General features: G+C 66.3%; 23 protein-coding genes and 1 tRNA gene. 8 read left to right on the top strand and 16 right to left on the bottom strand.

Annotation, left to right across the window (positions count from 1 at the left end):
• Window positions 1-204 precede the first annotated feature (204 nt).
• The 8 genes from ACOGXQ_RS00410 to ACOGXQ_RS00375 form a co-directional block, all read right to left on the bottom strand.
• Window positions 205-1,353: a tyrosine-type recombinase/integrase gene (locus tag ACOGXQ_RS00410; protein ID WP_419945508.1), complete on the bottom strand. Its 1,149-nt coding sequence runs from the start codon at window positions 1,351-1,353 to the stop codon at window positions 205-207.
• Between the two features lie 155 nt (window positions 1,354-1,508).
• Window positions 1,509-1,592 (bottom strand) — tRNA-Leu (locus ACOGXQ_RS00405).
• An 81-nt stretch (window positions 1,593-1,673) separates the two neighbouring features.
• On the bottom strand, window positions 1,674-2,510 hold the full coding sequence (locus ACOGXQ_RS00400; protein WP_419945507.1) for a TIGR03560 family F420-dependent LLM class oxidoreductase: 837 nt from the start codon (window positions 2,508-2,510) through the stop codon (window positions 1,674-1,676).
• A 64-nt stretch (window positions 2,511-2,574) separates the two neighbouring features.
• Window positions 2,575-2,802 (bottom strand): preprotein translocase subunit SecG, encoded by a 228-nt coding sequence (gene secG, locus ACOGXQ_RS00395; protein WP_419947439.1) that lies wholly within the window; start codon window positions 2,800-2,802, stop codon window positions 2,575-2,577.
• A 170-nt stretch (window positions 2,803-2,972) separates the two neighbouring features.
• On the bottom strand, window positions 2,973-4,571 hold the full coding sequence (locus tag ACOGXQ_RS00390; RefSeq protein WP_419945506.1) for a thioredoxin family protein: 1,599 nt from the start codon (window positions 4,569-4,571) through the stop codon (window positions 2,973-2,975).
• 86 nt (window positions 4,572-4,657) lie between these two features.
• Complete coding sequence (locus tag ACOGXQ_RS00385; RefSeq protein WP_419945505.1) at window positions 4,658-5,683, bottom strand: patatin-like phospholipase family protein; 1,026 nt, start codon at window positions 5,681-5,683, stop codon at window positions 4,658-4,660.
• A gap of 38 nt (window positions 5,684-5,721) precedes the next feature.
• A complete protein-coding gene (locus tag ACOGXQ_RS00380; RefSeq protein ID WP_419945504.1) occupies window positions 5,722-6,873 on the bottom strand; it encodes an alpha/beta fold hydrolase in 1,152 nt (383 codons plus the stop codon).
• A gap of 28 nt (window positions 6,874-6,901) precedes the next feature.
• Complete coding sequence (locus tag ACOGXQ_RS00375; protein ID WP_419945503.1) at window positions 6,902-7,297, bottom strand: poly(R)-hydroxyalkanoic acid synthase subunit PhaE; 396 nt, start codon at window positions 7,295-7,297, stop codon at window positions 6,902-6,904.
• 315 nt (window positions 7,298-7,612) lie between these two features.
• Here ACOGXQ_RS00375 and ACOGXQ_RS00370 point away from each other — a divergent pair, with 315 nt between their 5' ends.
• The 3 genes from ACOGXQ_RS00370 (at window position 7,613) to ACOGXQ_RS00360 (ending at window position 10,379) form a co-directional block, all read left to right on the top strand.
• Window positions 7,613-8,485, top strand: a complete 873-nt coding sequence (locus ACOGXQ_RS00370; RefSeq protein ID WP_419947325.1) for an IS5 family transposase — start codon at window positions 7,613-7,615, stop codon at window positions 8,483-8,485.
• Window positions 8,486-8,509: 24 nt separating this feature from the next.
• Complete coding sequence (locus ACOGXQ_RS00365) at window positions 8,510-9,118, top strand: MarR family winged helix-turn-helix transcriptional regulator (RefSeq protein WP_419945502.1); 609 nt, start codon at window positions 8,510-8,512, stop codon at window positions 9,116-9,118.
• A gap of 130 nt (window positions 9,119-9,248) precedes the next feature.
• Window positions 9,249-10,379 (top strand): alpha/beta hydrolase family protein, encoded by a 1,131-nt coding sequence (locus tag ACOGXQ_RS00360; protein WP_419945501.1) that lies wholly within the window; start codon window positions 9,249-9,251, stop codon window positions 10,377-10,379.
• Between the two features lie 47 nt (window positions 10,380-10,426).
• Here the strand turns inward: ACOGXQ_RS00360 and ACOGXQ_RS00355 are convergent, their stop codons facing one another.
• The 8 genes from ACOGXQ_RS00355 to uvrC form a co-directional block, all read right to left on the bottom strand.
• Window positions 10,427-12,031, bottom strand: coding sequence for an AMP-binding protein (locus ACOGXQ_RS00355; protein ID WP_419945500.1), 1,605 nt, complete (start codon window positions 12,029-12,031; stop codon window positions 10,427-10,429).
• A gap of 6 nt (window positions 12,032-12,037) precedes the next feature.
• Window positions 12,038-12,427 carry a helix-turn-helix domain-containing protein gene (locus tag ACOGXQ_RS00350; protein WP_419945499.1) on the bottom strand — a complete coding sequence of 130 codons (390 nt, stop codon included), beginning with the start codon at window positions 12,425-12,427 and terminating at the stop codon, window positions 12,038-12,040.
• Between the two features lie 5 nt (window positions 12,428-12,432).
• The gene (locus tag ACOGXQ_RS00345) at window positions 12,433-12,705 is read right to left on the bottom strand and encodes a hypothetical protein (RefSeq protein ID WP_419945498.1); all 273 of its coding nucleotides are present in this window, start codon (window positions 12,703-12,705) and stop codon (window positions 12,433-12,435) included.
• A 226-nt stretch (window positions 12,706-12,931) separates the two neighbouring features.
• A complete protein-coding gene (gene tpiA / locus ACOGXQ_RS00340; protein WP_419945497.1) occupies window positions 12,932-13,765 on the bottom strand; it encodes a triose-phosphate isomerase in 834 nt (277 codons plus the stop codon).
• Between the two features lie 86 nt (window positions 13,766-13,851).
• Window positions 13,852-15,006: a phosphoglycerate kinase gene (locus ACOGXQ_RS00335; protein WP_419947438.1), complete on the bottom strand. Its 1,155-nt coding sequence runs from the start codon at window positions 15,004-15,006 to the stop codon at window positions 13,852-13,854.
• A 152-nt stretch (window positions 15,007-15,158) separates the two neighbouring features.
• A complete protein-coding gene (gene gap, locus ACOGXQ_RS00330) occupies window positions 15,159-16,163 on the bottom strand; it encodes a type I glyceraldehyde-3-phosphate dehydrogenase (RefSeq protein WP_419945496.1) in 1,005 nt (334 codons plus the stop codon).
• Window positions 16,164-16,252: 89 nt separating this feature from the next.
• The gene (gene rapZ / locus ACOGXQ_RS00325) at window positions 16,253-17,203 is read right to left on the bottom strand and encodes an RNase adapter RapZ (RefSeq protein ID WP_419945495.1); all 951 of its coding nucleotides are present in this window, start codon (window positions 17,201-17,203) and stop codon (window positions 16,253-16,255) included.
• A gap of 155 nt (window positions 17,204-17,358) precedes the next feature.
• Window positions 17,359-19,344 (bottom strand): excinuclease ABC subunit UvrC, encoded by a 1,986-nt coding sequence (gene uvrC, locus ACOGXQ_RS00320; protein WP_419945494.1) that lies wholly within the window; start codon window positions 19,342-19,344, stop codon window positions 17,359-17,361.
• A 196-nt stretch (window positions 19,345-19,540) separates the two neighbouring features.
• Between uvrC and ACOGXQ_RS00315 the strand changes: the two genes are divergently transcribed.
• From ACOGXQ_RS00315 to ACOGXQ_RS00295, 5 genes are all read left to right on the top strand, one after another.
• Window positions 19,541-19,876, top strand: coding sequence for an STAS domain-containing protein (locus ACOGXQ_RS00315; RefSeq protein ID WP_419945493.1), 336 nt, complete (start codon window positions 19,541-19,543; stop codon window positions 19,874-19,876).
• An 8-nt stretch (window positions 19,877-19,884) separates the two neighbouring features.
• Entirely contained in the window at window positions 19,885-21,060 is a 1,176-nt protein-coding gene (locus tag ACOGXQ_RS00310) for a PP2C family protein-serine/threonine phosphatase (RefSeq protein WP_419945492.1), read from the top strand.
• 100 nt (window positions 21,061-21,160) lie between these two features.
• Window positions 21,161-21,577 (top strand): ATP-binding protein, encoded by a 417-nt coding sequence (locus ACOGXQ_RS00305; RefSeq protein WP_419945491.1) that lies wholly within the window; start codon window positions 21,161-21,163, stop codon window positions 21,575-21,577.
• 58 nt (window positions 21,578-21,635) lie between these two features.
• Window positions 21,636-22,916 (top strand): ABC transporter substrate-binding protein, encoded by a 1,281-nt coding sequence (locus ACOGXQ_RS00300; protein WP_419945490.1) that lies wholly within the window; start codon window positions 21,636-21,638, stop codon window positions 22,914-22,916.
• On the top strand, window positions 22,913-25,147 hold the full coding sequence (locus tag ACOGXQ_RS00295; RefSeq protein ID WP_419945489.1) for a sensor histidine kinase: 2,235 nt from the start codon (window positions 22,913-22,915) through the stop codon (window positions 25,145-25,147). Before ACOGXQ_RS00300 ends, ACOGXQ_RS00295 begins: the two co-directional genes overlap by 4 nt.
• Window positions 25,148-25,218 lie beyond the last annotated feature (71 nt).

Raw genomic sequence — 25,218 nt, 5'->3', positions numbered from 1 at the left:
CTCGGCTCCTGAGTCCGTTGCCGACCTTGCGCTCCGGCTCAGCTCCGGCTCGGACATCCGCTGCTCGCGCCCGTGTTCCTGAGCGCTCAATATCCTTTGCGTATATTTCAGTATCTTTCACTATAGATGTTTGCACTGACCCCTTGGAACTAACCATCTAGTTCGCCATGCGAAACCATGTTTCTAGGGTCGCCTCGGCCAGACTCAGGGCAGTGACGAGGTGGCGAAGTTGGCCCAGTCGGACATGACCTGGCGACGTTGGTCGAACAGGTCCGCCTGCCGGACGTAGGCGCGTTCGACGCTGTTGCCGAGTGTGTGGGCGAGGCACGCTTCCGCCACTGCCCACGATGCACCTGAGCACTCCAGGAGCCACTGCCGCAGCGACGTCCGGAACCCGTGCGCAGTTGAGTCGACGCCATTCGTGCGAAGCACCTTCAGAAGCGCTTGCCAGCTCAACTCGCGGCCGTGCCGAAGCGGGCTAGGGAAGATCAGGCCGGAACCGTCGTCGAGCTCACGCGCCTCAGTCAGCACGTCGAGAGCCTGCTTGGACAGCGGGACCCGGTGCTCAGCGTTGCCGCCTTTCATGCGGTCGGCGGGGATCGTCCAGGTGGCATCGGGGTCAATCTCGGACCACCGTGCGCCACGAGCTTCCCCGCTGCGCACGCCTGTGAGAATCAGGAACTGGAGGCACAGTCTCGACGCGGGCGACGCTTCAGAGTGCTCGATACGACACATGGCCTCGGGCACGTCGTCGTAGTGGATCGCCCGCTGGTGATTCGCGACCTTTGGGGTGCGCGGGAGCGCCGCGTCGATTCCCTCCCCCGCTGCGTTGGCGAGCATGTGCTCGTGATGAGCCATGACCCAACCGAGCACTTTGCGGATGCCTTGACGGATCCGTCGTGCGATCTCGGGCTTGGAGTGCCAGATGGGATGCAGCACGGCCAGCACGTCGGACCGGGTGATCCGATCGGCGCGCATGTGCCAGAGCGGGGCAGCGTGCTTGCGGAGCCTTCCGAGCCAGATGTCGCCGTGGCGAGGGTCCCGCCAAGTCGGCCTCATCATGTCGCAGACTCGCTCGGCAGCCTGCCCGAAGGTCGGGACATCGGAGCGCTGAGTGGTCGGGTCCCGGCCCGCCTTCGCGTCAGTTTTGATCTCGTCGCGTCGCTGTCTTGCGACCGCGAGCCCGACCGCCGGCCACGGCCCGATCCCGATGTCGCGCTTGCGGCCATTCACGCTCACGCGCACGACCCAGCTCCGCGCTCCGCTCGGTTTGACCACCAAGCTCAGCCCATCGCCGTCCGAGTGCTTGCCGCGCGGTGCGTGCTCAACGGTCTCGGCCGACAGATTCCCCATGGCCTCCACCTCGGCGCCTGCTGAGGGGGGAACCGTTCCCCCTTCAGGTGGGAACTGACTGTAACAGGGGGGAACTGCCGAGAGGCCGCAATCTCAAAACTGCCTCTGACCAGTGTCTTTGGGAACTTCTGGGAATCCCTGACATGGTTTCCGGGTGTCGGAGGGGGGACTTGAACCCCCACACCCTTTCGGGCACTAGATCCTTAATCTAGCGCGTCTGCCAATTCCGCCACTCCGACTGAAGCCCCCGAAACAATCGTCTACCCAGCCATTTCGGGGCGCATCAGCATAGCGCTGCCGTCCCGAACGTCCGGTGGGATTCAAACCTCGTCGATGGCAGTCGCGAGCGCGTCCAGGCGGCCCGGATCGAGCTCGCCCCGCCACGACCACACGACGATGTCGACGCCGGCGTCGAAGAACTCCTGCGCCGTGGCCGCCGCCTTGCCCGCATCCCCTGCTTCGAGGCTCAGGTGGATGGACCGGTCGATCTCGGCCTCGTCACGGCCGACACGCTCGCAGAGCGCCCGCAGCACCCCGTCCAGCTCTTGCCAATCGGCCACATCGTCCGGGAAGAGCATGTCCCACTGGTCGGCGTACTTCGCAACGGTGCGCAGCGTCCGCACCCGGCCGGACCCGCCGATGACGATCGGGATGCGGTCCTGGACCGGCTTGGGCTCGCACCACGCGTCGGTCAGATCGTAGAAGCGGCCCTTGTGCGTCGTCGTCTTGTTGGTCAGCAGGCTGACGATCACCTCCATGCCCTCCTCGAGGCGGTCCGAGCGGTCCCGCAACGGGCCGAGATCGATGCCGTAAGCATCGCTCTCCATGAAGTTCCAGCCCGCGCCCATCCCCAGCTCGAAGCGGCCATTGGAGATGTGATCCAGTGTGGCTGCCATGTTGGCGGTCACTGCCGGGTGACGGTGGTGCATGCCGTTGACCATGGCGCCAATGCGGACACGCTCGGTCGCCTGGGCCAGCGCCGCCAGCATCGTCCAGCCCTCGAGGTCGGGACCGTCATACGGCGGTGCCAACGGGTAGAAGTGGTCCCAGTTCCACACCGACTCGATGACCTCCATCTCGTCGGCAAGCTGCCACAGGGTGAGGAACTCCGGCCAGGTGGCGTGGTGCGGCGGGGTCTTGATCGCGTGACGTACCATCGGGGCTCCTTCGTCGCAGGTGCCTCGAACGCTACGCGCCGTGTCTCGCCGAAACGACGACAGTTCAGGCGAGCAGCAAGCCGAGTATCAGCGTGGTGAAGCCGAACGAGACTGCCACCACCACCGTGATGCGGCTCAGGTTCTTCTCGGCGACGGTCGAACCCGCGGCGGTGGATCCCACCGTGCCGCCGAACATGTCGGACACCCCGCCGCCACGGCCGCTGTGCAGCAGCACGAGACCGATCAGCCCGAATGCCGACAACAAGTGTATCGCGCCGATGATCCACACCATCACGAGACTTGAGGCTACCGGCGCCTCGTGCAGACTCCCTGTGCGCTGCTGAAGCGGGCGAGCCGCTAGAGCGGTGTCCTCAAACGTTCGCGCGCTTGCGAACTTCAGATTTGCCCGCAGTTCCAGTGTCTTGATTCGGTATCACCATGCGTAGGCATGTGGACACCGCACTAGGGGGTGATCGGATGGGTGATCGGGGTGCTGCCCTTGGCCCCGGGCACCCAGCCTTCGATGATGGCGCTGAAGCCGCCCGCTCCCCCGCCGGCGCGCACCACCATGGGCGACCACGGCGGCAGCTTGCGCAGGCTCCCGCCGGCGGCGCCTCCAGCCGAGCCGAACACGAGGCCGCCGTCGACCGAGCCGCTCTGGTTGCCGGCGACCTCGGTGCCCCGGAGCTGCTGCACGAAGCCCTCGGGCAGCCCCTCGGCGATGCCGCCGGCCCCGCTCACCGCGAAGTCCAGGTCCATCTGCAACAGCGGCTCGAGCTCTTCGTGAAAGCGCTCTTTGGTCCATCCCGAATCAGCGAACGTCGACATGTGCTCGGGCGTCATCACCAGCATCGCCTCGGTTGGCAGCTTGCGATTGCCCACGCACATCAACTGCTGGGCAATCGTGCGGATCAGCGAGTCGGGCGTCCGTGACACCTGATCGATGCAGCCGATCGGGCCGTGGCCGGCGAACAGCGTCACCGTGTCCTGGCCGGGGCCGAAGCCCCGGCTGATCGACAGAGAGGGCCAACCGTCGGGCAGGCCTTCCTCGTCCTCGGCGAAGCACCAGCCCACCTTCGAAGGCGATCCGAGCGCTGAGCGGTCGATGCCGCCGATGCCCGGCTTGCCCCCGCCCACGTTGCGGATCACGAGTTGCAGCGCCCGGCCGATGGTGGAATTGGCCCGGTTGCCTTGACCCAGCGCGTTCTTGTCGGTGTTCATGCCGATGCGACGGCGAATCGGGCCGTTCACGATCACGATCGGCCCGGAGAACCACAGCGTGCACAGCAGTCCGTGCATGTTGAACGTGTCAGTGCACGCAGCCTCCACGGCGGCCAGCACCACTGGCAGATACTCAGGCTTGCATCCGGCCATCACTGCGTTGACTGCCACCTTCTCGACCGTGCAGGGGGCCAGCGCAGGCGGCACCACGGCCACGATCTCGTCCGGCGCCCGCGACGTTCCCGCCAGCATCGCCGCGACACGTGCCTCGGTGGGCGGCACCACCGGCAGCCCGTCCGACCAGCCGCGGTCGTAGGCCGCCTCGACGGGATCCTCTGCGGTCGCCAGTTCGACCCGGCAGCTCGCGAACGTCGTGGCGCCGAATCGCAGCGCCAGCTCGTCGGCCAGCAGCGGATCGACCGATATCGAGCCGCAGCCTGGCCGCATCTCGGCCAGATGAAGGCCCAAGCCGTCGGTGCCGCTCAGGGCTTCCCAGCTGCGCCGGTCCCAGCCGACCGTGCGAGCCATCTCCCGACCTTCCATCACTGCCATCAGTGTCGGCACGGTCTCGATCTCGTGATGCCACGACGCTGCGAGATCTTCGTCGTGGACGACATTCGCGTGTGGTCCATTGAGCACAGCCATGAACTCGGGGTCGTCTTGGGTGAAGACCGTCAGGCGCGTGCCGCTGCGCATGGCGTGATCGACGAGTTCCGCCAGCACCGGTTCGACATCGCGGCAGGTGGGGCAGTCACGCTTGACGAAGGCCACCAGGCCGTCGGCCAAGCTCGGCCGGCCGGTGCCAGTCAATCCGGTGGGCGGTTCGTTGCCTGCAGGCACGCCGCGACTCTAGGCCCGGGCGGCGGCAGGGTTCTCAGGCGCGGCCGCCAAGTCGCCTCGGGCGGCGCACGCGCCGGAGACTCTGGCTACAGGGGATGCGCCGCGAATTGCTCGGAGGCGGTGGCATACGCCTGCAGAGCCACGGCGGGTCGGCGCCGCGGGTCCAGCAGGTTGTTGCCCATGGCATCGAGATCCGCCGATTCCGGCATGACGATTTCCACACGCTTGCACCCCGTCAATCGCTGTCGCTCGCACTCGGTCGCCATCCGGCTGGCCACACGCAGGGCGTTCCAAGCCTGTGTTGTCCCGCCGAACTCCATGGCTGCGGCAATCGGCATCGTCGGGGGCCGCGCCGCAAACGGCCATCTCGCGAGCGGCGGTCCGGCGATGCCCATCGGGGAGCTCACCACGACGAGGTCGTAGTGCTCGCCGCCCAGCACATCGAGGTTGTCCGACGAGTGGACGCCGGCATCGATGTACGACGTTCCGTCGATCTCGACGGGCTCGAACACCGCCGGCACTGCGCACGACGCCGCGACCGCCTCGCTCGGAGACGCGGGCCCGGTGGCATCGAACACCACCCGCTGACCCGTGTCGAGCTCGACCACCGGCACCAGCAGATCCAACCGGGTCGGCCATACGTCTTCGAACAGGCCGTGCACCATGTCGGCCACGTGCGATGTCGGGATCTTGCCACAGGGCAGCATCGACGCCAGGGCAGTGCCGGGCGACACCCTGCCTGGCATCGCGAGAGCCAGCATCATCACGTGCGGGGCCATGGGCGCTCCGAACGCTGCCATCGGATCGCGCTTGGGGCCTCGCCGCGCACGCGCTGCTCCCAGCAGGCGAGCACCCTCTGGACTGAGCGGCTGGCGGGTCTCGCGCCGGAACAGATCGCTGGGGCTGAGACCCGCTGCCACCAGCGCGCCGGAGATGGAGCCCGCGGAGGTGCCGACGATCAGGCCGACCTCGCGGGCATCAATCTCCCAGGCGTCCTCGAGCGCCTTGAGCACGCCGGCATGGAATGCCCCGCCGACGATGCCGCCGGAACCCATGACCAGCGCAACACTTCGCCTGGTCCGGCTGCGTGCGCCGACAGCGCTCTCGCCCATGAGCGTCACTTCGCCCTGAGGGGCCCGGAGAACCGTGGCTAGGCCTTGACGTCGCTGTGCTCGAGCATCCAGCCGATCATCGACGGGATGGAGCGCTTGCGAGCGCCGTTGCCCACAATCAGCCCGACGTGCCCGGCGGGCAAGCGCATCTCGGTCGCGTCCTTCGAGCCGACCATCTTCTCAAGTCCATAGGTCGATTCGGGGGGCACGATGTGGTCGCGCTCGGCGATCACGTTCAAGAACGGCGCTTTGATGTCGGCGAGGTCCAGTTTGCGACCGCCCAGCATCAGGTCGCCATTCATGAATCCGTTGCCCTCGATGAACATCTCGACGGTCTGGATCATCGTGGCACCCGGGAACGGGATGTGATTGCGGGTCCATGACGTCATCGCTTGGTACGAGCTCAGGAACTTGTCGTCGTCGAGGTGCTCCCAGAAGTCCATCACCGTGCTGAGATCCGAGGTGGGCGTCAGCAGGGTGAACGATGCCCGCACAGCCTCGGCGGGCACGTTGCCGGTGTAGTCCATCAGGTGCGACGGATCGATGCCGCCCTTGCCGACGCCGGTCATCACCGTCGGCATCTTGGTGAAGTCCACCGGGGTGGCCATCACGACCACGTTGCGGATCGGATCGTCGGGGTGGCCGGCCGCATACAGCAGCGTCAGCAGGCCGCCGTAGCAGTAGCCGAACACGGTGACGCCGACCTCGCCGCCCATCTGGTTGACCTTCGCGACAGCCTGCGGCAGCAGGTCGTCACAGTAGGTCTCGAGGGTGTTGTTGGCCTCTTCGGTGTCGGGCACGCCCCAGTCGAGCAGGAAGACGTCGAATCCCTCGGCCACGAGCCGTTCGATGAAGCTGTTGCCCGGCTGCAGGTCCAGAATGAACGACCGGCTCACCAAGCTCATCACCAGCAGGATCGGCGGGCGCACGGTGGGGTTCTCGCTGCGGTAGCGGTAGAGCACGGCCTTGCCGTTGCTCCATACCGCGTCGCGCGGTGTCTGGCCGACGGGGGCACGGTCAAAGCCCATGACATGGCGGGTGAGGTTCCACCAGCGTCGCATGCCGGTCTCCCACATTTCAGCGACGGGGCCGAACGGAGCGAACAGGTTGGGCACCTCCGCGTCGTGGGAGGGCGATCGGCCCTTGGCGTCAGCGCCGTTCTTGGGCTTGATCAGCGTGCTTGCAGACATGGCTCTTCCTTCGGTTCAATCGGGTCGGTCAGGACGCTTCGGCAGCAGCGGCGGGCTTGCGCGCAGCCGGCTTCTTCGCGACGGTCTTGCGGGCTGTCGACTTGGCGGCAGTCTGGGACTGGCCGTTCGTGGCCTGTCCGGTGTCAGCGGCGACCACGTCGAACACGAGGTTCTTGAGACTCTTCAGCTCACGGTCCACCGCGGCGACCTGCTGGCGCAGCTTGCGCACGTCAGTGGCAGCAGGCAGGTTCCAGAAGTGCAGCCACCGCCGGCTGGCACGCTCGAATTCAGCAGTCAGCGCGTTGGTGACCTTGGCGCTCGCTGCCATGAAGTCGCGGAAGCCGTCTGATGCCGCGAACTGCTGGAGACCCGGCGCTACGGCCTTCTCCCACTCGTTGTAGATCTCACGCCACTGCTTGGCCATATCTGTTTCCTCCGGAGTAAGAGGGTGTCCGGTGTGATGTCACGAGGTCCAGCAGCGTGCGAGACGCTTGCCGGTGCGAATCGATGAGCTGATGGGACGGTTTCCGTCGCTCTTCAATTGCATGACGCCATGCAACTATATAGGTGCCACGTCTTTAATGCAAAGAGCACTTCACCTAGAAGACTGTGTGACATGCTGCAATGATTCGCTGGCGGCAAGACGACGGATCGGCTAAGAGGCCGCGCGGATAGGCGGCCGTCCACGGGTCGTCTGGTTCGCCGGTGTATTGGTCGGGTTGTCCTGAACTTGACGACCGTGGAGGCCGGTTTCATCATGCGCGCTTTGAGCAAGGTGGTGGTGGATGTCATCTGGGCTGCGGTCGAGCCGCGGTTGGCTCGTCCCCGGTCGCATCCGCTGGGCTGTCACCGGCCTCGGATATCGGATCGGCTGTGCCTGCGGGGGATCATCATCAGGCTGGTGACGGGCTGCTCGTGGGAGTCCGTTGAGCACCTGTTGGACGGCGAGGTGTCTGACACGACGCTGCGGTCGCGCCGCGACGAATGGGTCGCCGCCGGGGTGTTCGATCACATCGCGGCCGAGGCGATCGCCGCGTGGGACCGCATCATGGGCCTGCGGCTCGCCGATCTGTGCGTCGACGGCTCGGTCCACAAGGCCCCTTGCGGCGGGGCGGGGACTGGCAAAAGCCCTGTTGACAGGCGGAAACTGGGCTGGAAGTGGTCGCTGGCGACCGACGCGGCGGGCACCCCGGTCGCGTGGGCCGCCGACGGCGCGAACCGCAACGACATCATGCTGTTCGAGCCCACCCTCGCCGAGATCGAACGCCGAGGCCTGCACCACGACATCGAAACCGTCCATCTCGACCGCGGCTACATCGGCGCCCGCGTCGACCGGGCCGTCCACAAAGCAGGCATCGCCGACATCGAGCGGCCCGCCAAGCGGCCCCCCACAACCACAGACCCCAAACCGGCCGCCGCCCCCATGGGGCTGCGCTGGACAGTGGAGCGCACCAACTCCTGGCTGTCCAACTACGGGCAGCTACGACGCAACACCGACCGCAAACCCCAGCACCGCCTCGCCCAACTCGCCCTCGCCATAACGCTCATCATCGTCATCAAACTCATCGACCACCGCAACCGCTGGCAGCCCACCGAACCACCTATCCGCTGACGCTCTAAGCTATGAAGGCAGCCGATGTACATGATCGATATGGACCAGCAGGGCGCGGGAGGCCCAGCGCAGTCCGGGGGCAGCGGCCTTCGCCGCACGCTCGGACTGCCCCGCCTCCGTGACGCGCGGCAGCCGAGTGCTCCCCCATCCGCCGACTGGGGTGACGACTGGGATCTCGACCACAAAGTCGCGGCATTGTGGCGCGCCGCCCGGCTCGGACCGACAGTCGAACGCCTACGTCGGCATGTTCTCGGCGGCGGATCGCAGTCCATCGAGCCGGGTCAGTTCCGTGCGCTGGACGCTGTGGCCGGCAACGGGCCGGCGACCATCCGGACGCTCGCCGACATCATGGACGTGGAACCCAGCACCGTCACCCGTGCGGTCACCAGGCTCGAGACCGACGGACTCGTCTACAAGCAGCGCGCCGAGCGCGACCACCGGGAAGTGCTGGTCGAGCTGACCGATCTCGGAGCGGCCCGCCACCAGTACTTCGTGGCCCGCGCCTATCGCATCTACGAAGAGATCTTCGCCGTGTTCGACACCAGCGAACGAGAAGCTCTTGCAGACTTGCTGCAACGCATGCTCGTGTCGACCGACGCGGCGCTCGCACGGCTTGACGCCCAAGCTCTGTAGAACCGGATCACCAAGAGAGACTTGACACCGAATGGCACCCGCCCACACTGATGCTCGCTCTCCCGGCGGGAGGCCGGCCTCCCGCCGGGTCCCCTCGCCGCTGCGCCCCGGATGCCGCGTGGCCGGGTCGGTGACAGAGTGGATCCGGGGCCACAACGAGGATGACTTGCCTGCGGTGCGCCAGTCGCCCGCCGCCGCTTGGAAATGGCTGATCGACGAGTGGGCGCTGCAAGTCGAATTGGCGACGGCCCGCATGCGGATTCCCGACGGACCGTTCCGCCAGCGCCTTCGCTCCGAGCTGTCCGAGGCCCACCGGCTCTACGCTGAGCGCGGCTGGCTGGACGACCCCGCCGCCTACCACCGCACTCCCCCGCCCCTCGACACCGGTGTGGACATACGCGCCATCTCGGCGGGCGATGCCGACTTCTGGCACGTCCGGTTCAGCAGCGAGTTCGAACCGTGGCCCGGCGAGCCCGGACGGGAGCGCTGGATGAGCTACCGGCCGGTGCGCACCACCCACGCATGGATGCTGCAGCACGCCGATCAGCCTCGTCCGTGGGTTGTGGCCGTCAACGGCTACCGCACCGGCGAACCCGAGTTGGACATGTGGATGCTGTACGCGCACCGGCTCCACCGGCGCTGGGGCCTCAACGTGATCGCCGTCGTTCTGCCGCTCCACGGTCCGCGAGCGATCGGCGTGAGCGGCTCACGAGTCATCCACGCAGGCGCCATGAACACCGTGTTCACCGTGGCGCAGGGCGCGTGGGACATCCGCCGGATCATCGGCTGGGTACACGACCAGCATGAGGCAACCGCCGTCGCGGTGTCCGGGATCTCGCTGGGCGGCTACATGGCTGCCATGACCGCTGCACTCGAGGACGACTTGGCGGCAGTGATCGCCGGGGCTCCCGAGAGCGACCTGGCGCGCGGCACGCGCCGGCAGGTCGAGCCGCTGCTGCCGCCGTTCTACGAGCAGTGGGGACTGTCGTGGGAGTCCTACGAGCAGATCCTCTCGGTGGTGTCACCGCTGTCGCTGCCCTGCAAGGTGCCCCGCGAGCGCCGCTACATCTACGCCGGCCTGCTCGACCGCTGGGTGCGCCCCGGCAACATCAAGACACTGTGGGAGCACTGGGAGCGCCCTGACATGCTGTGGTACCAAGGTTCGCACCTCTCCTACCCGTTCGAGCGCGAGGTCACCCGCTATGTCGACCGGGCAGCGCTCGAGACGTTCGGCCGCTTGGCGTCGTCACCACCTCGTTGAACGGCGCTACGCGCTGCTGAACGGCGCAACACACGGCTGAGGGTGCACTACACGCGATCGGGATTTCCCAGCACAGCCAGCCGGTGCCGCACGACCTTTCCCGTCGTCGTCATGGGCAGAGCATCCACGAAGTGGATGTCGCGGGGAACCATGAAACTCGGCAAGCGCTTGGCAACCCATGATCGCAGCTCGTCCAAGTCGACTCGACGACGCGGGTGCTGAACGACGAATGCCGCCACGCGCTGACCGAATTCGGGATCGGAGACGCCGACCACCGCTGCCACCTCGACGCCGGGATGGCGACCCAGCACTTCTTCGACGCTGGAAGGGAAGACGTTCTCGCCGCCGGTCACGATCATGTCGTTGGCGCGACCTGAGATGTGCAGCCGACCTTCGGCATCGAGACGTCCGATGTCACCGGTCGCCATGAGCGTGCCGGCGCGGTCGCCGTCGCTGCCGTCCGTATAACCGAGGAATTGTGCCGTGCTAGCGAGATGCACCCAGCCACGGGTGCCCTTCGGCGCGGGCATCCCGTCGTCATCGAGGATGGTGAGCGTGACGCCGTCCGGCGGGCGACCCACGGTGCCGGGAGCGGCCCGCAGATCGACAGGGTCGGCGATAGTCCCGATGGCGGTCTCCGTCGAGCCATAGACGTTGTAGAGACAGTCGCCGTAGCGATCCATCCACTCCCGGGCCAAGTCTCCCGACAGCACGTTGCCGCTGCTGAGCACCATGCGTGGTCGCCGAGTCGGTGGAGGCTCAATCGGCAGATCGAGCATGCGGCGCAGCATCAAGGGCACCACAACCAGCGCGTCGAACCGCCGTTCGCACATCAAGCCGGCAACCTCGGTCGCTTCGAAACGCCGCCGCATCTCGATCGTGCTGGCGGTGGCCAAGCCGACGAAGTGCTGGCTCAGACCCCACGCGTGAAACAGCGGCGCGGCGATGAAGTACCGATCGCCGATGCGATAGGGCACCCGCCGCAGCATGCCCGTCCCGCCGGAACGAGTGGTCCTCAGCGGCCGGACCGCACTCTTGGGAGCGCCCGTAGTGCCGGAAGTGAGCAGCACGAGCTTCGGACGCCGCGTCGGCGGCGAGCACGGCAGGCCTTCGGCTGCGATGCGGGCCATGGAGTTCGTGCCGTCGCCGTCCGCTTCGATGACGGTCGCGGCCGTGCCCGACTGGGAGATGACGTCAGCAAACTCGTCGTCGGCCACAATGACCGCAACGCCGTCCCTCGCACAGACTTCGGCGAGGTTCGAGGCAGGCAACGCAGTCGAGAGCAGAACGGTGTCGCAGCCCGCGCGTTCTGCGGCGACGAGCGTCGCGACAAACCAGCGGTGATTGCGGCACAGGATGCCGACCGCGCCGAGGCTGCCGTCGGGCTGCGCGGCCGCAGCCCGCAGCCGTGCAGCCACGCTGCTCGCAGCTCTGTCGAGGTCGCGGTAGTCGATCGATCCGGCATCGTCGACGATGGCCGTGCGGCCGCCGAACCGCAGCGCAGCAGCGGCGACTGCCGAGGCACTTCCCATGCCCCATCGGATTGACGCCCACCACCGCGCTGCGGTCAGCGCGGCGTCGGTGGCTCCCATGCGCAACGCGACACTCCACAGACTGTTGCCCGCGACATCGACGACACCCGACGAGGTCATGCCGGTTCAGGCCTCGCCGGCACCGAAACTGCGGTAGACGCCCAACAGTGCAGTCTTCTGCTCATCAGTGAGATTCGGGTCGGCCTGGATCGCCTCGACGACGGTGGGAACGTCGTCGCGGTCCATCAGGCCTGCATACGACAGCAGGGTGGCCGCCCGCACATTCAGCGCCTCGGCAAGTGCCTTGAGCACTCGAACGGACGGCTCGTGCAGCCCCCGCTCGATCTGGCTGAGATAGGGATTGGACAGTCGTGCCATCTTGGCGAGCTGACGCTGGCTCAGCTCCATCAGTTCGCGCTGAGCCCGGATGAAGTCGCCGAGCTGGTCAAAGCCCGGGAACGGGCTTGCCGACCGCCGATCGTCCGCGTCAGCGGCGTCAGGGTCGGAGGGGGCCATGAGGCCTAGGCGTCCTCGCTGGCACGCTGCCACGCAGCAGCGATGCGGGAGGCGCAGTCCTTGTTGGCCTCGTGAACCCGGCCCAAAAAGCCGAAGTAGGTGTCAATCACCTCAGTGGGCTTGGGCAGGTACTCCGCGAACGGACCCGACATTGCGGGCACAGCAGACAGCCATGCCTCGGCAACACGCTCGTTCATCGAGACGAACTGCTCCTGGGCAGTCTTCATCTGCTCGAGGGTGCGGTCCTGCATTTCGCGGACGGAATCAAGCACGGCCATGGGGGTTGCTCCGGTGTGAGAGGGAAGCGCCGGAGGGTGGTCACCGACGCTGTTAGAAATAGTACCCACTTCGGGAACAACTTGCAACCTGCAACTCGGGTCTCGCGACCGGGATGAGGGCGGGACACGGCACCCGTGCTTCAAACAGATGAGGCGCCATTGCTGAGCTGTGGATGGGCTTTGGCGCCTCATAACTGCGCGCGGGTACCGCGTCCCGCCCCCTTCCCTATCGATCTTGGTTCTTTCGATCTTGGTTCTTCGCCTGTCGCGCTGCCTTGATGCTGATGCACGCCTGCAAAGCAGCTTGGACGATGCGGGCGAACTGGACTGGGTCGAGGGAGGCGCCGCCTACTAGGGCACCGTCGATGTCCGGCTGTGCGAGCAGCTCTTGGGCGTTGACTGGTTTGACGCTTCCCCCGTACTGGATGCGGACCCCGCTGCCGACGCCTCGGCGAATGTCATCGATCACCTGGCGAGCCGTGGCGCACATCTCTTGGGCGTCCCGCGGCTCGGCGTTGCGGCCGGTGCCGATTGCCCACACGGGTTCGTAGGCCACCACCAGCGTCTCGAACTGCGCGCGGCTGAGCTTGGCGAGGCTGCCCCGCAGCTGCGTGCTGACAACCTCAGCGGCTCGGCCCGCTTCACGCTCTTCGAGTGTTTCTCCCACACAGACAATCGGTGTCATGTCCGCTTCGGCGACGGCGGCAGCCTTTGCTGCGACGATCTCGTCGGTCTCGCCGAAGAGCGCCCGCCGCTCGCTGTGGCCGACGATGACGTAGCTCACGTCCAGCTTGGCCAGCATCGCCGCCGAGACCTCGCCGGTGAAGGCGCCCTGGTTCTGGTCGTGGCAGTTCTGCGCCCCGAGCTTGAACTCGAGCCGGTCGGCGTCGATGACGGTCTGGCACGAGCGCAGGTCGACGAACGGCGGGTGCAGGCTGACCTCGACCTGTTCGTAGCGGTGACGTGCCAGCTCGTAGCTCAGCTTCTGGCATAGCTGGATCGCCTCGAGATGGTTGAGGTGCATTTTCCAGTTGCCCGAGATGAGCGGCGTTCGGCTCATCGTCTGCCCCCTCATCGCAATGGCCCGCCCCCATGGCGGGTCGTGCCCGAAATGAGCGGCGTTCGGCTCATCGTCTGCCCCCTCACCTAGGGCGAGTCTCGCAGCGCAGCGAGCCCCGGCAGGTCGCCGCGCTCGATCAGTTCAAGTCCCGCTCCTCCGCCGGTCGAGATGTGGTCCATGTAGGGCGCCAAGCCGAATTGGGCCACCGCCGCTGCACTGTCGCCCCCGCCGACCACGGCGAACGCCCGGGAGTCAGCCATCGACTGCGCGACTGCGCGAGTCCCGGCGACGAACCGCTCATCCTCGAACAGCCCCATCGGGCCGTTCCAGAACACGGTTCTGGCAGGGGCGATGACGTCGTCGAACTCCGCAGCCGAGCCGGGACCGATGTCGAGGCCGCGGCACCCCTCAGGAAGGCTGCGGCCCATCTGGCGCACTGTGCCGCCCGCATCCAGCGCCGTGATATCGCTCGGGAGCACGATGTTGGCGCCGCCGGACAGCAACCGCTCGCAAGTCTCGATGAAGTCGGGTTCGCAGAGCGAGTCCCCGACCCCATGACCTAGGGCCGACAGGAAGGTGAAGCACATCCCGCCCCCGATCACCAGCGTGTCGACTGTCCCCGAGAGTGCCTCGACGACGCCGAGCTTGTCGCTGATCTTGGCCCCGCCGAGCACTGCCACGAACGGCCGCCGAGCATCGGCGCGCAGGCCGCCGAGCACGTCGACCTCGCGGGCAAGCAGCCGACCGGCTGCGCTCGGCAGATAACGGGGGGGACCCACGATCGACGCGTGGACCCGGTGGCTGACGCCGAAGGCGTCATTCACATAGCCATCAAAGGGAGCAGATCTCGTCCCATTGCCGAAGCGGACCGCAATCTCGCCTGCAACCAGGGAGTCGACGAATGCAGGGTCGTTCGCCGCCTCCCCCGAATGGAAGCGGAGGTTCTCCACCAAGGCCACGCCCGAAGCGGATACGGCGAGACGTTCGGCAACCGGAGCGAGCGAGAAGCGCTCGTCTGGGGCACCCGCAGGTCGACCGAGGTGAGAACAGGCGGTGACGTCCGCACCCCGCTCAGTCAGCCACGACAGCGTCGGCAGCGCCTCACGAATGCGCAAGTCGTCGCTGATCTCGATCCGGCCATCAGGTGTGCTTCGCAGCGGGACGTTGAAGTCGCAGCGCACGAGGATGCGCCGACCGTCGAGACCCCCGAGCTGCCGTTCGAGATCTTCGAGCGTCGGCAGGAAGGCCTTCTTCTGCGTCACCTGTTGTTTCCCGCTCATGTTCCCGAAATCGATTCAGTACGGACTCACGGGCCGCTCGGGCCACGGCTTCGCCCTGTGCTTTCCGCTCTGGCTCGCTTCGCTCGCGGGCCGCTCGAACCCGGTGCTCGGCCTCATCGATTGCAGGTGATGTCCACCAGGTCGACGAGCCGGTTCGAGTACCCCCACTCGTTGTCGTACCAGCCGAGGACCTTGACCATGTTGCCCATCACCATCGTCAGCCCGGCGTCGAACACGCAGCTGGCCGGGTTGCCGACGATGTCTGCACTGACCAGCGGATCGGTGGAGTAGTCGAGCACGCCCGCCAGCGGCCCGTCTGCGGCCGCCTTGGCGAAGGCAGCGTTGACCTCGTCACTGCTGGGGCTTGCGTCCAGCACCGCGGTGAAGTCGGTGATCGACCCATCCGGAATGGGCACTCTCAGCGACGTGCCGTCGAGCTTGCCGGCCATGGCCTGCAGCACCAGGCCGGTGGCTCGGGCTGCTCCGGTGGAGGTCGGGATGATGTTCACGGCCGCGGCGCGGGCGCGGCGCAGATCCCCATGCGGTCCGTCCACCAGCGACTGGTCGCCGGTGTAGGCGTGGATGGTGGTCATCAGCCCCTGCTGCACGCCGAACGCCTGATCCAGTACTTGCACCATCGGAACGAAGCAGTTGGTCGTACAGCTCGCATTCGAGATGACCCGGTGGTTGTCAGGGTCGAAGTCGGCGTCGTTCACGCCGACCACGAACGTGGCGTCGGCCCCGGACGCCGGAGCGGAAACGATCACGAAGGGGGCGCCGGCGTCGAGGTGCATCGCCGCCTTGTCGCGGGACGCGAAGATGCCGGTGGACTCCACCACGACGTCGACGCCGTAGTCGGCCCAAGGCAAGTCGGCGGGGCTGCGCTCGGACAGCACGGGCAGCACGGTGCCGTCGATCGAGATGCCGCCGGGAGTGGCTTCGATCTCGTGCGGCAGGTTTCCGAGCACCGAGTCGTACTTCAGCAGGTGGGCCATGGTGGCGGTGTCGCCTAGGTCGTTCACCGCCACGATCTCGATGTCGCTGCCGGAGCGGTCTGCCGCCCGATAGAAGTTGCGCCCGATCCGACCGAAGCCGTTGACGCCCACGCGCACGCTCATCTGCTGCCGTCCTCTTCATCCCGCGAGCCCGTCAGGCTGGTGCCGCCCCGACTCGATCTGTCGCTAGCTGTCTAGCGGGCGAATGGCGGTCAGCGGGCGATGTCGCGGTGTCGGCAGTGAAGGTCGTGGCCCTGCCCCATGAGCAGGCGGGCCACCTCCTCGGCGATCGCCACGCTGCGGTGCCGCCCACCGGTGCAACCCAGCGCGATCGTGAGGTACGACTTGCCCTCGGCGTGATAGGAGGGCAGCAGCGATTCGAGCAACGGCATGAGGTGCTCGAGAAAGGTCACGGTCGCTCCTTGGGAGAGCACCCAGTCGCGGACGCCCGGGTGCAGCCCGGTGTCCGGGCGCAATTCAGGCACCCAGTACGGATTGGGCAGGAACCGGCAGTCGAACACCAGGTCGGCCTCCCGCGGCACGCCGTGCTTGTATCCGAACGACATGACCGCGGTGCGCATCTGGAGTTCGTCGCCGCTCGAGCCGAACTCATCGTGCACCCGCTCCCGCAGATCGTGAACGTTCAGGTCGCCCGTGTCGATGGCAACATCGGCCGTCTCGCGTACATCGGCGAGCAGCTCTCGCTCGAGTTCGATGGCATCGACGACCGAATCCGCCACGGGCTCAGCACTCGGGGCAGCTGCAGCATCAGCTGCGGGATCGACAGGGGGATCGTGCGGGGCATCGGCAACCGTCGGCAGAGTGCCAGTGTGCAGCGGATGCCGACGGCGGGTGTCGTCGTAGCGTCTCACGAGCACCTCAGTGGGGGCATCCAAGTACACGACACGCACCGCCGCGTTGCGCTCGCGCAGCTGAGCGATCGCGGTCACCAGATCCTCCCGGTACTCCCGGGTGCCGGCCACCAGCGCGACGCGGCGCAGCCGCGCACCTGGCCGAGCGACCATGTCAGCCACGTCGCCGATCAGATGCGGCGGCAAGTTGTCGATGACGAACCAGCCCACATCTTCGAGCGCGTTCGCGGCGGTCGAGCGGCCGGCGCCAGACAGGCCCGCCACGATCACGAATTCCGGCCCCCCAGCCACGCGACCGAGGGTACGGGCGCTCCGAGTCGCTCAGGGGCGGCTCAGCATCCTGCTAGGAGGCTGGTCGGAAAGCCGCTGTTTCGGCGTTTGTCAGATGCAAACCCACAGGTCAGGGACTTGCCGTGTCGGCAAGATCCCCATTTCCGACCACCCTCCTAGGAGCCGCGCGGCTGGCTGAGCCTTGCCGTTGTCGCACCTGTTGCTTCCCGCTCTTGTTCCCCATCTTGATTCGAAACGGGCTCACGGGCCGCTCGGGCCACGGCTTCGCCTGCCGGCTCAGCCTCTTGGCTCGGATGGGTGGCAGAGAACACTGCCTCAGCCACGGCATCGGGCAGCCATCTCAACGCCCGCAACTCGTCGAGCGTCGCCGACTTGACGGCGTTGACACCGCCGAACTCCCGCACCAGACGGACCCGCCGCTTGTCCCCCAAGCCCGCTATCCCGTCGAGCACACCTCGCTTGAGGACTCTGCTGCGCAGCTTGCGGTGATACGACAGCGCGAAACGGTGACTCTCATCGCGCACTCGCTGCAGCAGGTACAGCGCCTCAGACTGCCGGGGAATCCGCACCGAGTCCGGACGCCCGGGCACGAACACCTCCTCGAACTGTTTCGCCAGCGCGCACACCGGTATCTGGGACGCCAGCCCTAGTTCGTCCAGCACCCCCGCCGCAACGCTGAGCTGCCCCTTTCCGCCGTCCACCACCAGCAGCTGGGGCGGGTAGGCGAAACGGCCCTGCTCCGACGCCGACAGGTCGCGCTCGGCCAAGTAGTTCCGCAGCCGCCGGCGGAGCACCTCGTCCATTGCCGCGTAGTCGTCATTGCCATCGACGTTGCGGACCCGGAAGTGTCGGTACTCGCTGCGACGCGGCAGACCGTCCTCCAGCACCACCATCGAGCCCACGTAGTTGGTGCCCTGGAGGTGGCTCATGTCGTAGCACTCGATCCGCAGCGGCGGTTTCGGCAGCTCCAAGTGTTCTGCCAGTTCGTTCAGAGCTCGGGCCCGACTGTTGTGATCTTGGCCCCGTCGCAGCCGATGCCGTGCCAGCGACTCGCGTGCGTTGCGGCCCGCCGTCTCCATCAATGCCCGCTTGTCGCCACGTTGCGGGACTCGCAGCGTCACCCGCGAGCTTCGCTGCGAGCTCAGCCATTCCTCGTGCAACCCCACCTCAGGCGGAAGCGTCGGCACGAGCACGACTTTGGGCCAGCCCAGCGGATTGGAGTCGTGGTACAGCCCCGACAGCACACGAGCGACAAGCTGCGGCCCGTCCAGTTCCTCGACTTTGTCCACAATGAAGCCACGCTGGCCCATCACGCGCCCCTTGCGCACGAAGAACAACTGCACGGCCGCCTCCAGCTCATCGTCGCCGATGCCGATGACGTCGAAATCCTCGTTGCGCGTCCCAGCGATCTGCTGCTTTTCGATCGCTCGCCTGACACTGGCGAGCCGATCCCGCAGCCGGGCCGCCAGCTCGAACTCGAGTTCTTCTGACGCGTCTGCCATGCGCTGAGTGAGATCGTTCACTACGTCGTCGGTATGGCCTTCGAGGAATCGCACCAGCTCCCGCACCAAGCGGTCGTAGTCGTCCCGAGTGATCTCCCCCACGCACGGACCCGCGCATTGCTCGATGTGGTACAGCAGGCATGGCCGGCCGAGCCGCTCATGCGTCGCGAGCTTGCTGTCGCTGCAGGTGCGGATCGGAAAGGTGCGCAGCAGCAGGTCGAGCGTCTCACGGATCGCGTAGGCGTGCCCGTAGGGCCCGAAGTACCGGTTGCCGCGCTTGCGTCGCCCGCGTATCACCATCGCCCGAGGCCATTCGTCCGCCAGCGTCACGGCCAGGAACGGGTACGACTTGTCGTCACGCAGCCGGACGTTGAACCGGGGCTGATGCCGCTGTATGAGGCTGTACTCGAGCATGAGTGCCTCGACCTCGGTGGACACCTCGATCCACTCGACTGACGCAGCCGTGGCCAACATCTGCGCGGTGCGATGGTGCAGTCCTGCGGGATCGCCGAAGTAGCTGTTCAAGCGCGAGCGTAGGCTCTTGGCCTTGCCGACGTAGATGACCCGACCTTCCGAATCCAGGAACTGGTAGCTCCCCGGCACGTCGGGCACCGATCCCGCCTCAGGACGCAGGCCCACACCGGCAGGCTAGACGGCCGGGCTGGTGCAAGGTCGCGTCACCCGTCCGAATCACATCCAACGGTGGATACTGCGGAGACGTGTAGTAGGTTGCGCCGACGAAAGGTTCGATCTGGGGCTGCCTGCTCTGGCATGCCTCAGGATTGGCATGATGTGGTCATTCCGCATCTCGTAGCTGCGCAGGAGGCTGCACAATATGGAACTCGCACAGGAGCGGGACTCAGACACCAACGTCATCAGTCCCGCGGGCCGGGTTGATGGATCGAATTCCGCCGACTTCCACGAAGCGCTCGGCGCAGCAATCTCTGATGATGACAGCCGTGTCATTCTCGACATGGGCGGAATCGACTACATCAGCAGTGCTGGCCTGCGCGTCTTGCTGCTGGTCGCCCAACGTCTCGGCGGCAACTCGACACCATTCGCCGTCTGCTCCCTCGCTGCCTCGGTCGACGAAGTGTTCCGCATCAGCGGCTTCAACCAGATCATCACGGTGTACGGGACGCTCGACGAGGCAAAGGCACAACTGGCCTAGCCACGCCGATGTCCCAACCTTGGCGCATACTCGTCGTCGACGACGAGCCCGACCTCGAGCCGCTCGTCCTGCAGCGGATGAGACGCCAGATCCGCGGCGGCAAGTACCAGTTCGAATTCGCCGGCAACGGCTTGGAGGCACTCGAAAAGCTCCGAGCCGATGATTCGATCGACTTGGTCCTGTCGGACATCAACATGCCCCAGATGGACGGACTCACGCTGCTGTCGCAGCTCAGCTCGCTCGACTCTGACCTGCGGGCGGTGATCATCTCCGCGTACGGCGACATGGGCAACATCCGAACGGCGATGAACCGAGGCGCGTTCGACTTCGTAACGAAGCCGGTCGACTTCGACGATCTGCAGATCACCATCGAGCGCACCGTCGAGCATCTGCGGCAATGGCGGGAGGCGACAGCCTCGCGGGACAAACTCGTCACGCTTCAGAACGAGCTCGACATCGCATCGAACGTCCAGCAGTCAATCCTGCCCGATGATTTCCCGGCGACGGCGAAGTACGAGATCAACGCGCACATGGTGCCGGCACGCAATGTCGGAGGCGACTTCTACGACTTCGTCTCGGTACCCGATGACCGGATGTTCGCGACAGTGGCGGACGTCTCCGACAAGGGCATCCCGGCGGCGCTGTTCATGATGTCGAGCCGGACGGCGCTGAAGGGCGCGGCGATCGGCACCGGTTCTCCCCGTGAAGCTCTCATCGAGGCGAACCGAGTTCTGCAAGCCGACAACCCGACCCTCATGTTCGTGACCGTCATCATGGCGGTCTACGACCCCCACAGCGGCGAGGTGACCTACTCCGGTGCGGGTCATGACCCGCCGGTCGTCATCCACACCGACGGCACTGCTGCCCAGATGCCGACGACCGGCGGCATCGCCCTCGGGATCGCCCCTGAGCAGATCTTCTCGGCAGCCCTGAAGGAGAACACGGTGTCGCTCTCTCCCGGCGAGACGCTCATCATGTACACCGACGGCGTCAGCGAGGCAATGAACGTCGATAAAGAGGAATTCGGCACTCAGCGGCTTCTCGAGCTCTTCAGGGGCAAGCCGCCTCAGAACGCCGAGGATGCGATGACTGCGATCTTCGACGCCGTCGCGGAGTTCGCCGGCGAAGCACCGGCCTCCGATGACATCACCTGCCTGGCCCTGCACCGGAGCGCTGCGCCATGAGGCAGGAGTTCCGTCTCGCCGAGGTTCCGACTGACCAGCTCCCCGACGCCGCGCGGTGTCGTCGAGCCCGTACCACGGAGCGCCGTACATGCGACGTTCGTTGAACATCACTCCTGTGCCGGGCGCGGCGGCCGCCGAGGCACTGCCGCGCATAGTCGCGTTCGTCGAGGAGATGGCAGAGCTCGACGACTGGGCACCCGATCTTGTGCTGCGGTCGAACCTCATCCTGGAGGAGCTGATTCTCAACACGCTCACGCATGGACGCACGAGCGGTCTCAGCGACATCGAAGTCACCTTGGACAGCGGCGTCGACTCGGTCACGATCACCGTGGTGGACGACGGTGCTGCCTTCGATCCCTTGGCCGACAAACCGTCGCCCGACACCGAGCTGCCGCTTCAGGAGCGGTCGATCGGCGGCCTCGGTCTGCACTTGGTGCGCACCATGGCCGAAGACTTGGAGTACAAGCACGCCGACGGCAAGAACCGCCTTACGCTGGTCGCCCGGGCTGGTGCCTGACGAATCTCGACTGCGTCTGCGTCTGTCAGCCAGACAGGGCGCCGGCCAAACGACAGCGGTGCTCGGGGTCGCGATTGCTCTACTGCTCGCAGCATGCACCGGATCTGACACCAGCACGGAAGGAGACGGCAGCGGCGGCAGCGACGATTTCGCCGCCCCGGTCGCGCCGACGGTTCCTGTCGCACACAGCGACGAGACCGGTGTCTACGCAGATCGGGTGGTATTCGGGCAATCGGCGGCACTGAGCGGTCCCGCGGCGGAACTCGGCGTCGGCATGCGCTTGGGGATCCTGGCTGCATTCGAAGAGGCAAATCGAGCCGGCGGCGTCAACGGGCGGCGCCTCGTGCTGAGGTCGCTCGACGATTCGTATGAACCCGAGAACGCCATCGCCAACACTGCCGCGCTCATTGAGAGTCAAGAGGTATTCGCGCTGATCGGCGCCGTCGGAACGCCGACATCGCGTTCTGCTGCCCCGGTGGCAGCCGCTGCCAGAGTTCCGTACATAGCACCGTTCACCGGGGCCGGATTCCTGCGGGATGACACATGGACCAACATCGTCAACCTGCGGGCCTCCTACGCCCAGGAGACCGAGGAGATGGTGGAACGGCTCACCACCGACTTGGGCATCGAGCGCATCGCCGTGCTGTTCCAGGACGATTCGTTCGGACGGGCCGGATACTTCGGTGCGCTGTCAGCCTTGGAACGACGAGACATTGCGCCAGTGGCGATCGGCTTCTACCCCCGCAACACGACAGCCATCAAGACGGCTCTTCTGGACTTGAGGGCGGGTGATCCCGAGGCGGTCATCTTGGTCGGCACATACGAGCCCGTCGGCACCTTGATCTCGTGGGCGCGCAACACCGGCTTCGATCCCGTCTTCATCACGCTGTCGTTCGTCGGCGCGAACGCGCTCGCCGACCAGCTAGGCGCCGTCGGGGAAGGAGTGCTGGTCACCCAAGTCGTGCCGTTCCCGTTCGACGACTCCACGCCCGTTGTCGCGGCCTACCAAGCTGCACTGAGCCACTTGGGGACCCTGCACGCTGACTTTGAACAGGTGGATCCCGATCCGGTTCCTGGCTTCGTGTCATTGGAGGGCTACATCGCAGGCAGGCTTGCCGTCGCCGGTTTGGAGCGATGCGGCGGCTCGGTGACGCGCCAGTGCTTCTTGGATGCCATCTTGGGCACCGACGAACTCGACATCGACGGCTTCGTGCTGGGCTTCGGTGACGGAGAGAGCGTGGCCGAAGACAATCAGGGCTCTGACGCCGTGTTCGTCACCCAGATCGGTCCCGACGGCGCCTACCGCTCCGTCGGCGTGCTGACAAGTGCCGACCCATGACCGACGCAGTCGCCACCGAGGAGTCTTCGCACCGACACAGTGCGAGCGAGCACCGCAAGCCGACACTGCATCTGCGAATCTCGACGCAGATGTATGCGGGCATCGCCGTCCCGCTGCTGCTGGTCCTGGCAGCGAGCGTGGTCGCATGGATCTCGTTCACGCGGGTAGACGAAGCCGAGCAGGAAGTCACCCAGGGGGCCATCCCCGAACTTGACGCCGCCCTAGGCGTTGCTGAGGCGAGCAACAGGCTGGTAGCCGGCGGACCTCGCTTGACGGCTGCGCAGCCTGAGGACTACACGAAGGTTGTCGCGGAGATCGCGGCAGCCCGCAGCGAGTTCGAGACGCAGGTCGAGCTGCTGTGGGACCGCGGCACAGGTTCCATGTGGCTCGGCGATCTGCGCGGGCATGCCGCGCAGATCAGCTCGAACATCGCCGCCATCGAGGCCGAGATGCCCGAGTACTTCGCGCTCATCCAGGAAGCGGATGAGCTCAGGGCCAAGGCGGATGCGTCCGTGCAGGACCTCGAACACCAGATCGTGCCAGCACTCGACGACCAGCTCTTCTTCTTGGTTCGAGGACGACGTCATTTGTGGACGCCTCCGGCGCCTGAGTCCATCCACAGGTCCGACTCCGAAGTGCTGCTGTATCGGCGCTGGGCGGCGCTGAGCGGAGACGTATCGCAGGCCGATGCCTTGCTGGCGAGCGCGTTCAGCGCCTCAGGATCAGCGCTGATCGAGCCGCTCCGGGAGGACTTCGAATCGGCTCGGGATCGCGTCGAGATCAACCTCTCCAGTCTGGATGAGGCTGCTGGCAACGAGCTCCGCCCGTCGGTGAACCGGCTTATGTCGCTCGGCCTCGGCGATGGCAACGTCTTCGACGTGATGTTCCGCAGCCTCCAGATCGAGGAGAATCAGAGAGATCTGCTTGCTCAGAATCAGGAACTGAGCGTCGCCTTGGTGGGCGAGATCGAATCGCTCGTCGGTGCGGTGCAAGCCGATGTAGACACAGCCACCGCGGCCTCGGCGCAGGCCGTGAGCACCGGCCGACTGCTCCTCGTGGTGATCAGCGCCATCGGCATCGTGGGCGCGCTGCTGTTCAGCTGGCTGTTTGTCGGAAAGCGGATTCTGAGTCGCGTCGCCGGGCTGTCAGACCGCATGCGGGCGCTCGCCGGCGGCGACCTCCAGACCCCCGTCGAAACTGGAGGCCGGGATGAGGTGGCCGAGATGGCGGAAGCGCTCGAGCAGTTCCGCCAAGCTGCGCTCGAGGTGCAGCGGCTCAATCTGGTCGAAGAACTCGCCAATCAGCTCAGCGAGCGCAACGAGCAGCTGTCCCAGACGCTCGCCGATCTGGACCGTGCGCAGGATCAGATCGTGGCGAACGAGAAGCTGGCAGCCCTCGGTGAGGTGACGGCCGGTGTCGCCCACGAGATCCGCAATCCACTGAACTTCGTGAAGAACTTCGCCGAATCGTCTGACGAACTGCTCGAAGAACTGCTCGAGGCGATCGCGGATCCGGAGCCGCCTGACGATCAGGCCGACTACATCAGCGAGATCACCGGCGACCTCAAGGAGAACCTGACCCGCATCCGCGGGCACGGCGACCGGGCCAACCGCATCGTGGAGAGCATGCTCATGATGGGCCGGGGCGGCGGCGAGTCACGCCCCGTGGAGATCAACGCGCTGCTCGACGAGCACGCCATGCTCTCCTACCACAGCGCACGTGCGCAGGACGCGGACTTCAACGTGACCATCGAGCGGGACCTTGACCCCGACGTGGGCGAACTGGAGGTCATCCCCCAGGACATGGGCCGGGTATTCCTGAACTTGGTCACCAACGCCGGTTATGCCGCGAACAAGCGCTGGCGGGATCTCGGCGGCGAGCCGGGCAAGATGGCCACCCTGGGCAGCGGCAGCGGCAGCGACGCGCCGTACTTCCCGACGATCTGGCTGAGCACTCAGCGAGCTGCCGAATCGGCCGTGATCAAGGTGCGCGACAACGGCACCGGCATCCCGCCTGATGTCGTCCAGCGGATCTTCGAACCGTTCTTCACGACCAAGCCCACGAACGAGGGCACGGGGCTGGGCTTGGCGATGTCCAACGACATCGTGCGAGGCCATGGAGGCCAGATCACGGTCGAGAGCGAACCGGGCAAGTTCACGGAATTCACCGTGGAGTTGCCGCTCACCCCAGTGGTGCGAACCGAGACCGATGAGCCGGCGGCAGCGACGTAGTCGGGAAGCAGTCAGGAAGGGAATCGTCCCGCTCAGGAGACAGGGGGGAACTCATCGGACAGCCGGTGGCG

Source organism: Candidatus Poriferisodalis sp., assembly GCF_965208485.1.
Classification (GTDB): Bacteria; Actinomycetota; Acidimicrobiia; order Acidimicrobiales; family Poriferisodalaceae; genus Poriferisodalis.
This window is presented reverse-complemented; position numbering and strand designations above follow the sequence as displayed.

What these genes read in the sequence shown, in the direction of transcription:
- secG (WP_419947439.1), bottom strand. Translation starts at nt 2,802, where the DNA reads ATGGTGTGGATCATCGGCGCGATACACTTGTTGTCGGCATTCGGGCTG.
- ACOGXQ_RS00365 (WP_419945502.1), top strand. Translation starts at nt 8,510, where the DNA reads ATGTACATGATCGATATGGACCAGCAGGGCGCGGGAGGCCCAGCGCAG.
- ACOGXQ_RS00345 (WP_419945498.1), bottom strand. Translation starts at nt 12,705, where the DNA reads ATGGCCGTGCTTGATTCCGTCCGCGAAATGCAGGACCGCACCCTCGAG.
- ACOGXQ_RS00310 (WP_419945492.1), top strand. Translation starts at nt 19,885, where the DNA reads ATGTCCCAACCTTGGCGCATACTCGTCGTCGACGACGAGCCCGACCTC.
- tpiA (WP_419945497.1), bottom strand. Translation starts at nt 13,765, where the DNA reads ATGAGCCGAACGCCGCTCATCTCGGGCAACTGGAAAATGCACCTCAAC.
- ACOGXQ_RS00410 (WP_419945508.1), bottom strand. Translation starts at nt 1,353, where the DNA reads ATGGGGAATCTGTCGGCCGAGACCGTTGAGCACGCACCGCGCGGCAAG.
- ACOGXQ_RS00350 (WP_419945499.1), bottom strand. Translation starts at nt 12,427, where the DNA reads ATGGCCCCCTCCGACCCTGACGCCGCTGACGCGGACGATCGGCGGTCG.
- ACOGXQ_RS00400 (WP_419945507.1), bottom strand. Translation starts at nt 2,510, where the DNA reads ATGGTACGTCACGCGATCAAGACCCCGCCGCACCACGCCACCTGGCCG.
- ACOGXQ_RS00295 (WP_419945489.1), top strand. Translation starts at nt 22,913, where the DNA reads ATGACCGACGCAGTCGCCACCGAGGAGTCTTCGCACCGACACAGTGCG.
- ACOGXQ_RS00355 (WP_419945500.1), bottom strand. Translation starts at nt 12,031, where the DNA reads ATGACCTCGTCGGGTGTCGTCGATGTCGCGGGCAACAGTCTGTGGAGT.
- ACOGXQ_RS00380 (WP_419945504.1), bottom strand. Translation starts at nt 6,873, where the DNA reads ATGTCTGCAAGCACGCTGATCAAGCCCAAGAACGGCGCTGACGCCAAG.
- ACOGXQ_RS00315 (WP_419945493.1), top strand. Translation starts at nt 19,541, where the DNA reads ATGGAACTCGCACAGGAGCGGGACTCAGACACCAACGTCATCAGTCCC.
- gap (WP_419945496.1), bottom strand. Translation starts at nt 16,163, where the DNA reads ATGAGCGTGCGCGTGGGCGTCAACGGCTTCGGTCGGATCGGGCGCAAC.
- ACOGXQ_RS00375 (WP_419945503.1), bottom strand. Translation starts at nt 7,297, where the DNA reads ATGGCCAAGCAGTGGCGTGAGATCTACAACGAGTGGGAGAAGGCCGTA.
- ACOGXQ_RS00385 (WP_419945505.1), bottom strand. Translation starts at nt 5,683, where the DNA reads ATGGGCGAGAGCGCTGTCGGCGCACGCAGCCGGACCAGGCGAAGTGTT.